The sequence below is a fragment of the Streptomyces sp. NPDC055078 genome (genome assembly GCF_053607985.1).
The window spans coordinates 1-10,756 of record NZ_JBSGUP010000256.1; the positions used below are offsets into that span (position 1 = coordinate 1).

The following is a 10,756-nucleotide window of genomic DNA, read 5'->3' on the forward strand; positions in this document are numbered from 1 at the left end:
GTTGTAGACCGTCACCGTTCCCTTGTTGCCCTTCTTGTCGGCGAAGGCGGCCCGGAGCGACAGCCCCTTGCCCTTCGCCGGGTTCTTGACCGTGACCTTCCCCTTCTTCACGCTGAGCTTCTTCCAGGTCTTGCCGAGGTCGTACGACACGAAGACGGTGAGCGACTTGAGGTTCCGGCCGGCCGCCGGGCCCTGCACCGTCACCGGCACGAGCTGCGTCGCGCCCGCCTTCGCCGTACTGTCAAGCCCGACCTTCGGGTGGAAACGCGTCACCGAGGTCGGCAGCATCACCGGACCGTTGCGTGCGGGCTTCTTGGACCGGAAGGTCCAGCTCGCGTCGATCCGGCTGGCCGCCGTGGCCACCTTCGGCGCACGCGTGATGGAGGTGTTCAGCGTGTACGTGGCCGCCGCGGGCCGCACCGTGAACGCTCCGTCGCCGGCCAGCGGGTCGTTGTTCTGCCCGATCTTGGTCTTGCCCCGGTAGAGCGTGGTCTTCACGGTCGCGTAGTTCGATGCCCCCTCGTGCCCCTGGCCGTCGGTGAACACCGGCAGATAGGCCGAGAGCTTGTTGCCGTTGCGGGAGATCCCGTACTTCCCGCCGACGGAGGGCGCGAAGACGGCGGTGTTGAACGTCTCGTCGTACTTCTTCCCCGCCCGGTAGAGCTTGGGAGAGGTGGCGTAGCCCGCGTCGGCGATCGGGTGCCCGTCGGAGTCCCGCCCGGCGAACTGGCCGAACTCCATGCTCCACCTGGCCTGGTCGACCGTGGACAGATACAGCGTCTGCGTCCGCGGAATCCGGACCGGCGAGGCGTACGAGGCCGAGATACCGCCGCTGGGAAGGAGTCCCCAGGCCCTCAGCTCGCCCTCCTTGCGGGGTGCCTTCGCGGATGAGCCGAGGCCGGCCTTCACGGTGGCCAGCTCGCTCGACCTGAACCGCTTGGTGAGACCGGTGGCCAGCTTCCGCGTCTTGCCGCCGAAGACGACGTCGTACTGGCTGGACGCCCCGCTCAGGAACTGCGCGGCCCAGTTCTGGGACAGCGACCCGTCGGTGATCTGCGGGCCGAGATGCGCGGTGCGGAACCCCTTGAACGACGGGAGGTCGTGCCAGCTCCCGAAGCCACCGCTGGTCAGATTGACCTCGTACGAGGTCATCGCGAACGACGGCCTGGCCTTGCTGTCCGGCACGGTGACGTCGACCGGCCTGGTCGACCTGGCGTCCAGGGTGAGCGTCATGTTCCTGGTGACGTCCAGCCGGGGACGGGACAACACGTCGATGCCCTTGGTGGAGTCCCGAGGGTCGGCCATCAACTCCGACTGCATGACATACCGGCCCTTGGGCATGCGCACCGTGGCGGTGCCGGACGGGTCGGAAACGAGGTGGAAGCTGAACGCTCCATCCATCCCGAACAGGGCGCTGAACATGTCCTTGCTCGGCTTGCCGTCGCGTCCGATGTGCTTGAACGTGACGTCGTACGACTCGATCTCACGGTCGACCGCCGCGGCTGTCCGTACGGTCTGGCCGCCGCCGGTCGCCACGACCGTGGCCGCATAGCCCCCGTCGGCCGTTCCGCCGAGGCGGGTGTTGACCGTCAGATCGGCGGTCGCCGTGCCTCCGGCGGGAACGGTCACCCGGGGCGTGCCGACCGTGAAGAACCCGGCCGGCGCGGGCTTGCCCTTCGGGCCGGTGCCCGAGGCCGTCAGCGCGAGCGTGATGTCCTTGGTGCCGAGATTGCGGTACGTGATCTTCTTGGTGACGGGCAGATCGTCGGTGTGCGGCCACTGCTGCACCCCGAAGGACACCGACACCGGCTCGGCGATCACGGTCTGATCGACGGCCTTGTCGACGGCGATACGGCCCGACCCCTGCTGGTACGCCGAGTACGGGCCACCCTTGGCGGACGCGGTGAGCGCGCCCTTCAGCTCCGCGGGCTTCCACCCCGGGTGCTGCTGCTTCAGCAGCGCGGCGGCGCCCGCGACATGCGGGGTGGCCATCGACGTACCGGAGATCGACATGTACCCCGGCGGGTTCTGCCCCACCTCCCGGGCGATGTCGCTGCCGGCAGCGGCGGCTGCGGTGGTGTTCACACCGGGTGCGGTGACGTCCGGCTTGACGGCGCCGTCGCCGATGCGCGGGCCGACGCTGGAGAAAACGGCCAGCTTGTCCTTGTCGTCGACCGCGCCGACGGTGAGCGCGGCGTCCGCGCTGCCGGGCGAGCCGACCGACCCCGCGCCCGGTCCTGAGTTGCCCGCCGCGATCGCGAACAGGACGCCCTTCTCCGCCGTCACCTTGTTGACATGGGCCTCCAGCGGGTCGATCTGCGGGGTGTCCATCCCGCCGAGGCTGAGGTTGATCACCTGGGCGCCCTGGGCCACGGCCCAGTCGATACCGGCGATGATGCCGGAGTCATCACCGCTGCCGCCGTCGTCCAGCACCTTGCCGTTCAGCAGCTTCGCCTTCGGCGCGATGCCCTTGTACTTGCCGCCCGACTTGGCCCCCGTACCCGCCGCGATGGACGCGACATGCGTGCCGTGCCCGAAACGGTCCTTGGCGTCGGGCGCCGGGGTGAAGTTCTTCGCCCCGACCACCTGAGTCTTCAGATCGGGGTGGGTCGCGTCGATACCGGTGTCCAGCACCGCGATCTTGACGCCCTGACCCTCGATACCCCGGGTCCACACCTTGGGCGCACCGATCTGCGCGGCACTCTTGTCGAGGCTGGCCTGCCGGATTCCGTCCAGCCAGATACGGCTGATCCCGGACGCCGTCGTCCGCGCACCGTCACCACGCGTGTTGGTGACCGCTTCCCACAGGTCCCCGGCGTCCTGGCGCGGCGTCGAGATCGCATCCGCGTTCAGCGCCGCCAGCGTGCGCCGCACCTTCGTCCCACCCGCGCCGCGCACCTCCGCCCGCGCCTGCCGGGCGGCGTCCCCGCCATAGCCGACGATGACCCTCAGGCCGTCGCCGTGGCCCTTGCGGTCCGCTGCCTTCTTCAACTCGGCGATATCGAACAGCCGCTGGTCGAGCTTGCCGCTGGATATGAGCTGCCGAGCGTCGGACGGCACCACATACGTACGTCCCTTGTGGGTGTGGGTCCGTACGGGTACCTTCTCCCGCCCCTTGGCCCGCTCCACTCCGCTGACCCGGCCCTTCGCGTCGATCACGACGCGATCGCCGGTGATCAGCGTGAGGCGCTGCTTGGGCGCGAACCCCGGCCGCGCCTTGCCCGAGGCGCTACCGCCTGCGGGCGACTGACTTCCCGTACGCTCCTCCGCCGCCGACACCGGGCTGGTCATACCCGCTGTCAGAGCCACGGCCGCTGCCGCGGCGACGGTGGTGACGCACGCCTTCTTCACTTGTAAGCGCAAATCTCCCCCTGGAGATGAGTCACCCGGAGGAACGCGTTTCGTCCCTCCGACCGGGGAAGACTCGGAAGTCTGTTCGTATCCCCCTCCCCGGACTCCGAAGTATGCCCGGGGGTGTGCGGGTGCTCAATAGCGTTACAGGAGTGGCTAGTTGGGCTTGGCGCGATTGTCACCGAAGGCCATATGACAGCGCCCCGCACCGTAGTCACACGGTCGCGATGATGAATGAGACTTTCGGTGCGGTCACACCTGAAATCGAGTGGACACACCAGACCACAACGATCGGCACGTGCGATGTGTCCCGCTATCGCGTGGTGATGACCATCATCTCGGAGCAGCGGCGCGGAGCGTTCCTCGGCGTGGTCGAGCGGTACTGGAAGAAGAGCGGCTACCGGATCACCGCAGTGAACGACAGCCGCAAGCACCCCTGGCGGATCACCGGCAGGTGATCATGAGCGTGCCGCGAGAACCGCCCGCACCCATGTCCCGTCGTCCGTCAGATAATTGTCCACTTTGAGGCCCACCTCCGCGAGCGCCCCCTCGAACTGCTTCTCCGTCAGTGGCCGGGAGAGGAAGGTCTGTGTCCATGTGGCGTCCGGGAACTCGTACTCCGCATAGACCGAGTTCACCCCGTCAGCCGCGGGCTCCGCCGACACGATCCGCACCGTGAAGCCGCTGGGGTCGACCCGCTCACGCGGCACGTTGGTGTGCCAGTCGGCACCCTCTCGCTGAATCAGCACACTGCCGCCCGCGGCGAGATGCCGGACACAGGTACGCAGCAGCGCCTGCCGCTCTTCGATGTCCCCGGTGTGCACGAGGAACGACGCGAGCATCACCACGTCGAACGTCTCGCCCAGATCGAGATCCTCGATCGGGCTGCATACCGTGCGCGCCCCACGGACACGGTCGAGCATCTCCCGGGACTCGTCCACGGCGGTCACCGTGAAACCCCGCTCCAGGAGCGGGTGGGTCACGCGCCCCACTCCACAGCCCAACTCCAGGATGTACGCCGCCGCAGGCACGGCCGCGGCGACGATGTCCGGCTCGGCCCCGACCGGCAGTCGCGCGTACAACTCGACCGCGCAGCCGTCAGGAGTGATTGCCCCGGGGCCGGTCCCCCGATGTCCCGCTCGCAGTTTCAGTTCCATACTCATCCAACGGGCCGGGCCCGACCGCCGTTCCCTGTTCCACACCCTGCCCCGGCGGGGCTCGGGGACTTCAGGGGCCGGTGCCCCATGCCGGGCGGGCCCGGGGGCGGGTTTCACAGGTGGTGTCGGCCGGGGGGCCGGCCGCGGACGACGACGGTGGTCGAGTCGGCTGTCACCTTGCGGCCCTGGAGGGAGCCGCAGGCGCACCGGGTCCACAGGGTGTGGCCTTGGGCTGTGGGGTGCGAGGAGACGGTCTGGACGGTGCAGTTGTCGAACCACCCGCAGTAGGGGCACTTGGACATGGCGCGACTCCAGTTCACGAAAGGCTCACGACAAGGTGCGACGTCACCACCCAGCCTCGTGACAGGCACCGTGCAGGTCCAGGTTGGATTTCTGCATGGAAACGTGTATGCCAGCTTCATGATTGATTTGCGTCGACTGGCCGTACTGCGGGCGATCGCCCACTACGGCACCGTGACCGCGGCGGCCGAGTCCCTGCACCTCACCGCTTCCGCCGCCTCACAGCAGATGCGTCAGCTCGGCCGGGACCTGGGGGTGCCGCTGCTGGAGCGCCATGGCCGCCGGGTCAGGCTGACGCCGGCGGCGCGGGCGCTCTTGCGGCATGCCGACCGGATGGAGACGTACTGGCAAGAGGCCGAGGCGGAACTGGCCGCTCCGACGCTGCGGGGCACGCTGCGGGTGGCGGGTTTTCCCACCGCCGTCTCCGCCCTGCTCGCTCCGGTCGCCGGGCGGCTGCGGCGGGACTGGCCGGAACTGACGGTCGAGATCCGGGAGGCCGAGCCGCGTGACTGCTTCGATCTGCTCTTCTCCGGGGACGCGGAACTCGCGGTGGTCGAGGCGACCGAGGACAGCCCCCCGCTCGACGACCCCCGGTTCACCCAGCAGCCGCTCTTCGACGACCCGTACGATCTGCTCACCGCCGCCGACCACCCACTGTCGGGCGACGGGACCGTCACGCTGCACGACCTGGCGACCGAGCCCTGGATCGTCGGGTTCCCCGGCAGCTCGGCGCGCAAGCTCATCCTGGCCGCCTGCGGGAGCGCCGGGTTCACGCCGACCATCGCCCACCAGGTCCGGGAGTGGACCGCGGTCGCCGCGCTCGTCTCCCACGGCCTCGGTATCGCCTTGATCCCCCGTACGGCGGCGCTCCCGTCCCATCTCCCCTCCCATCTCTCCCTGGTGCGCACTCCTCTGACGGGGAGGGCGCGGCCGTCCCGGCGGTTCCTGCGGGTCATCCGGAGCGGCAGCGGTGGGCATCCGGCCATCGCCGAGGCCATCGGCCTGCTCGACCGGCTCGCCGCCGACCACGGCCGGCTCATCGCCTGACGCGTACGGCAGCCCAACCGCCCGGCACCTGGTCGGCCGCCGCCTCCCGGGCGGACGGCGCGGCGGGTGTCCGGGCCGCCCGTTCCGTAGGAAAATCGAGAGGTACGGGACGGGGACCGCCGGTCCCGTACGACGCGGCCGAGGACCCCCGGCCACCGGACCTCGGCCCCGCCGGACCGGCCTAGTCGACGCGGCGCGCGGGAGGGCGCCGGACAGCCGGCCGGCCGCGCTGAACCGCTTCCCAGCCAGGCAACTCGCCCAGTGAGGACCGGAATGCAGAATGTGCCGCAGGTTCGTGAGGTCGTTCTCGACGGTGAGGGGGTCCCGCTGTCCGGGCTGCTCGCCGAACCGCTCGACGGGCAGCCGCCACGGGCGGTGGTGGTCGCGCTCCACGGCGGGGGCATGCGCGCCGGATACTTCCACGCCCTCGCGCACCCCGGGCAGTCGCTGCTCGAACTGGGCGCGCGGCTGGGTCTCGCGGTCCTGGCCGTCGACCGGCCGGGGTACGGGCTGTCGGCCGACCGGTTGCCCGATGGGCAGCCGCTGGCCGAACAGAGCGTGACCCTGCGCGCGGCGATCGGCGGCTTCGTGTCCTCGTACGCGCCGGGGGCGGGCGTCTTTCTGCTCGCGCACTCCTACGGCGGCAAACTCGCCCTGGCGACCGCCGCCGACCACCCTGACCTCGATCTGCTCGGCCTGGACATCTCCGGGTGCGGCAGCCGGTACGCGGTGCACCCATCGAAGGTCGCCCAGCGCGGTGGAAGCAGTCTGTGGAAGCTGAACTGGGGTGTGCTGGGGCTGTATCCGGAGGGCTGCTTCGTGCAGAGCCGTTCGCTGGTCGCGCCCGTGCCCGTACGGGAGAGCGCCGAGGCCCACACCTGGCCCGACCGGTTCCCCCGCATCGCGGCGCGGGTACGGGTGCCGGCCCGGTTCACCTTCGCCGAGCACGAGCACTGGTGGCGGTGCGACGAGGAGTCGATCGCCGCGCTGACCGCGGCGATGGGCGGCTCGCGGGTCGTGGTCGAGCGCCTGCCCCGGGCTGGGCACAACATCAGCCTGGGCTGGGCGGCCCGGTCGTACCATCTGCGCGCCCTGGCGTTCCTGGAGGAGTGCCTGGTGGAACGCCGTTCGGTGGCCCCGCACCCCGGGACGACCGGGGCTGCCGGGGCTGCTGGGACCACCGGGGCTGCCGGGTCCGTCAAGACCGGTTGACCTCTCTCGCGCCGCCCGCCGCCCGGCGGCACCCCGCCGGGCCACTCCCGTGCGCCGCGCGCGTACCCACCCGGACGGCCCGTCGTTGAAGAGGCGTACGGGACCGCCCCGCTGGGGCGGACACCCGTTGACCAGGGAAGCGATCATCGGACAGGAGCGAGCCATGAGCACGGAAATCGATGAGAGGCCGCCGGCGGCGGAGGCCGTCCGGCGAGACGATGGCACCCCCGCCACCCCCGCCCGGCACCACGCCAAGCGGGCCGTCACGGTCGGCGCGGTGCTGGGTGCCGCGCTGGTGCCCGCCGGGGCGGCGCACGCCAATGTCATCGGCATTCTGAACCCGGCGTTCGGCAACACCTGCGTCCAGCAGGGCGGCGCGTACGCCTCGGGCAACACCGCCGCGAGCAGCGGGGCGGCGAGCGGCAACTACGCCGGACTGCCCCTGTCCCTGCCCCGTAACCACTGCGGCAACAGCGGCATCGTCTGCTACGCCGTCTTCATGGCCCGCGACTAATGACGGTGTCCTCAGGGGTGGCGGACGTCTCCATGGACGAGCCCGCCGTGCGGGAGCTGGCGGCCCTCAGCGGCCGCGGGCTCCCGCTGCTGCGGCGGTGGGTCGCCGAGCAGCCGCGCCACGGGGTGGCGCGGGCGCTGCTGACGCTGGCGACCGGTGACGCGCTGAGCGACGCGGAGTTACGGGCGGAACTGACCGTCGCCCACCGCGACGCCGAGCCGCTCGGCGCGTGGGCGATGAGCCTGGTGTACGGGGTGTTCCTGCACACCCACCGCCAGTACCGGATGACGGCCGACCATCTGCTCACCCACTTCGCCCGCTGGCCAGGCGACGAGGTGGCCTCGCTGATGATGGACGCCTTCCACGCCTGCGGCGAGGACGAGTACCGCGTACGGGGTGATGAACTGGCCGTGCGGCAGTACGAGGTGGCCGGGCCGGACAGCTGGGTCTGGACCGGACTGCTGGCCTGGACCCGGGCCGAGCAGGGCCGGGCGGCACAGGCCCATGAACTGGCGGACGCGGCCCTCGCCCGCAATCCGCGCTCCGGGCTCGCCGCCCACGCCCGCGCCCACGCCGAACAGGAGCTGGGCGCGGGCCCGGCCGCCATCGCGTTCCTGGACGGCTGGCTGGCGGCCGACCCCGGGGCGATGCAGTTCAAGCACCTCAACTGGCACGCCGCCCTCCAGTCGCTGGCCTGCGGCGACTTCCCCGACGCGCGCCGCAGGGCGGACGAGGTGCTCGACCGCGCCGATGTGGGGATGCGGTCCGCGACCAACTGGCGGCTGCTGCTGGCGGGCCAGACCCCCGCCCGCCGCTGCGAACCGGCGCATATCCGCGAGCTGCTGGCCGCCCCCGGCGGGACGGCGGAGGTCTTCCACACCTTCAACCTCGCGCTCGCGCTGGCCGTGGAGGCCGCCACCGACGAACTGCACGCGCTCGCCCGCCGCGCCGCCGACGACGAACGGCCCGACTTCCACCGGGTGCTGGCCCCCGTCGTCCGCGCCCTCGCCGAGATCACCGCGGGCCGCCCCGGAGCCGCGGTGGACCTGCTGACCGGCCTCGGGGACCAGGTGGTCCGGCTCGGCGGGGTGCGGGTCGAGCGGGAGATCGTCCAGGACACCCTGGCGCGTGCCCTGATCGACGCGGGGGAGCCCGCGCGCGCCGCCGATCTGCTGCACGGCCGTACGACTGTGCGCCGCCACCACGTCTACGAGGACCTGCTCCTCGCGCCCGGAGCGATCGCGGTCTGATCCGCCGCTCGCACTGTCCGTTCCCCTCCTCCCCGTCCCCGCCCCGTCCCCTCTCCCCGCCCCGTCCCCTCCCCTCCCCTCCCCTCCCTGTCCCCGCCCCTCCGGAGGTGCTCCATGGCCGTACCCCAGGTGATCGTCGTCTCGCCGCACGGGAGCGGCACACCGCTGCTCGCCGACCTCACCACCTCCCTCGGCTACGCCCCGTACGGCACGATGAGCGGCATTCGGCCCTCCCCGGGCGGCGAACGGCCCGGACCCGGCGAGGTCTACCCGCTGCTGACCGCCGCGTACGGACGCGACCGGGCGGCGACGCTGCTGCGCGGGCAGTGGGAGCACCGCGACACCCTGGAGCGCGCCTTCCAGGACGCGGTGAGCGCTCTGTGGCGGGTGTGGTGGCTGCGCCTGGGGCAGCCGGTCACCCTCGCCTCACCCGTCGACCCCGCCCTCGAAACCCGTCTGACCCGGGTCCCCGACAGCGAACTCCCGGGGCTGCTGCCGGGCCCCGCCTGCTGGTACCTCCCGGGCCTCGATCTCACCCGCGCCGACGGCGGCTTTCTGCGCGCCTGGCAGTACAGCGGACAGCCACCCCTCGTCTTCCACCACCGCGATGTGCGCGACCGGATCATCGCCACGATCCATCAGCTCTCCCAGCCGGCCGACCGCGTCGGTACCCTCCCCGAACTGCTCATCTACCGCGACATCGTCTGCGCCCTGCCCACCATGGACGCGAAGATCACCCTCGCCCTGACCGACCCCGGGTTTCCCGGCATGGCCGAGGCTCGCCGCTGTCAGTGGATGCTGCGTCACCCCGCTGTCTGTGTCATCCGCCACGAGGAGCTTGTCGGCCCGCCCCCGTCCCGCGAACGGGCCATCGGCCGGCTGCTGGACTGCATCGGGCACCCCGGGCCGGTGGAAGCGCAAGGCGAGCGGCCAGGGGAGCGGTCAGGGGAGCGGTCAGAGGTGTGGCCCGTGGAGCAGCGGGCGGAACCGGCGGACCGCGATCTCGATCCGGGGGTGGGCGCCTGGCGTGACTGCTTCACTCCGGACCATGAGCTGCTGCTGGAGAAGTACCACGGGGCGCTGCCCCTGTCCCTGCCGGAGCGGCTGCCGCTCTGAGCGGTGCCGCCCGGGTGCCTGGCGGCCGGTTCAGGCCCCCGCGGGCCGCGCCTCCGGATGCACCGCGACACCCACGGGCACCCGCTCGCCCACGGCCTTGATGACCGCCGCCGTATCGGCCGGGCCGAACCCTCCGTACAACTCGATCAACTGCACATCGGCCGCCAGCTCGGCGGCCACCGAGGCACCCGCCGCCGCCTCCGGCACCGCGACGAACACCGCTGTCGAAGCGCCCTCCTGTCGCTCCAGCCGGTCCACGGCCGGATCGGCGCCCTTCTGCACATAGAGGAACAGAGTCGTCAGAGCCTCCCCGGCGGTGGCCCGCTCCTTGTATCCGGCCACATCGATCAGGGACTCGAACCCGTACATCACGGCCCCCACCCGGGCCCGTCCCTGGACGGCTTCCTCGACCTCCGCCACCCACGGGAACCCGGTCGCCCCGCACAACTCGATCGTCCCGACGCCGTCGTCCGCCAGTCCGACGGCCAGCCGAGCCGCGACCTCCGCCGTCGGCGCGGTGAGGATGACCGTCCCAGCCCCGGGGGTCCCCGTCCGTACGGGCTCTTCGGCATCCGCCACATAGAGGATCGCCTTGTCGCCGGTCATGGTCGCCTCCATCGCTCCGTGAGATCCAGAAGATCCAGAAGATCCAGCACCGTCGGTACCGCTCGTATCCGGTCAACGGACGGGCCCCGGGACTCTGTTCCCGGCCACGGCGCAATAACCGGCGGGACCGGGCGCGGCGAGGAGATGGCGAGGAGATGGCGAGGGCATGACGAGGGGATGACGAGGGCGTGGCGTCGCTGAGG

At 71.4% G+C, this 10,756-nt stretch carries 10 protein-coding genes; 6 read left to right on the top strand and 4 right to left on the bottom strand.

Going from position 1 to position 10,756, the window contains the following annotated elements; all coding sequences use genetic code 11:
• On the bottom strand, positions 1–3,291 hold a 3,291-nt coding region (locus tag ACWF94_RS21410; protein ID WP_453490607.1), incomplete at its 3' end, for a S8 family peptidase.
• Positions 3,292–3,581: 290 nt separating this feature from the next.
• Between ACWF94_RS21410 and ACWF94_RS21415 the strand changes: the two genes are divergently transcribed.
• Positions 3,582–3,809 (top strand): hypothetical protein, encoded by a 228-nt coding sequence (locus tag ACWF94_RS21415; RefSeq protein WP_453490580.1) that lies wholly within the window; start codon positions 3,582–3,584, stop codon positions 3,807–3,809.
• Here the strand turns inward: ACWF94_RS21415 and ACWF94_RS21420 are convergent, their stop codons facing one another.
• Both ACWF94_RS21420 and ACWF94_RS21425 read right to left on the bottom strand, forming a co-directional pair.
• Positions 3,810–4,508 carry a class I SAM-dependent methyltransferase gene (locus ACWF94_RS21420; protein WP_453490583.1) on the bottom strand — a complete coding sequence of 233 codons (699 nt, stop codon included), beginning with the start codon at positions 4,506–4,508 and terminating at the stop codon, positions 3,810–3,812.
• Positions 4,509–4,621: 113 nt separating this feature from the next.
• Entirely contained in the window at positions 4,622–4,810 is a 189-nt protein-coding gene (locus tag ACWF94_RS21425; protein ID WP_453490586.1) for a hypothetical protein, read from the bottom strand.
• 118 nt (positions 4,811–4,928) lie between these two features.
• On the opposite strand from ACWF94_RS21425, the gene ACWF94_RS21430 reads away from it, so the two are divergent.
• The 5 genes from ACWF94_RS21430 (at position 4,929) to ACWF94_RS21450 (ending at position 9,947) form a co-directional block, all read left to right on the top strand.
• A complete protein-coding gene (locus ACWF94_RS21430; protein WP_453490589.1) occupies positions 4,929–5,855 on the top strand; it encodes a LysR family transcriptional regulator in 927 nt (308 codons plus the stop codon).
• Positions 5,856–6,128: 273 nt separating this feature from the next.
• Positions 6,129–7,067: an alpha/beta hydrolase gene (locus ACWF94_RS21435; protein ID WP_453490592.1), complete on the top strand. Its 939-nt coding sequence runs from the start codon at positions 6,129–6,131 to the stop codon at positions 7,065–7,067.
• Positions 7,068–7,230: 163 nt separating this feature from the next.
• Positions 7,231–7,581, top strand: a complete 351-nt coding sequence (locus ACWF94_RS21440) for a chaplin family protein (protein ID WP_453490595.1) — start codon at positions 7,231–7,233, stop codon at positions 7,579–7,581.
• Positions 7,582–7,613: 32 nt separating this feature from the next.
• Positions 7,614–8,831, top strand: coding sequence for a hypothetical protein (locus tag ACWF94_RS21445; protein ID WP_453490598.1), 1,218 nt, complete (start codon positions 7,614–7,616; stop codon positions 8,829–8,831).
• A 114-nt stretch (positions 8,832–8,945) separates the two neighbouring features.
• Positions 8,946–9,947, top strand: a complete 1,002-nt coding sequence (locus ACWF94_RS21450) for a hypothetical protein (protein WP_453490601.1) — start codon at positions 8,946–8,948, stop codon at positions 9,945–9,947.
• A gap of 30 nt (positions 9,948–9,977) precedes the next feature.
• Here ACWF94_RS21450 and ACWF94_RS21455 read toward each other — a convergent pair whose 3' ends face one another.
• Positions 9,978–10,553, bottom strand: a complete 576-nt coding sequence (locus ACWF94_RS21455) for a DUF6506 family protein (RefSeq protein ID WP_453490604.1) — start codon at positions 10,551–10,553, stop codon at positions 9,978–9,980.
• Between the last annotated feature and the right edge of the window lie 203 nt (positions 10,554–10,756).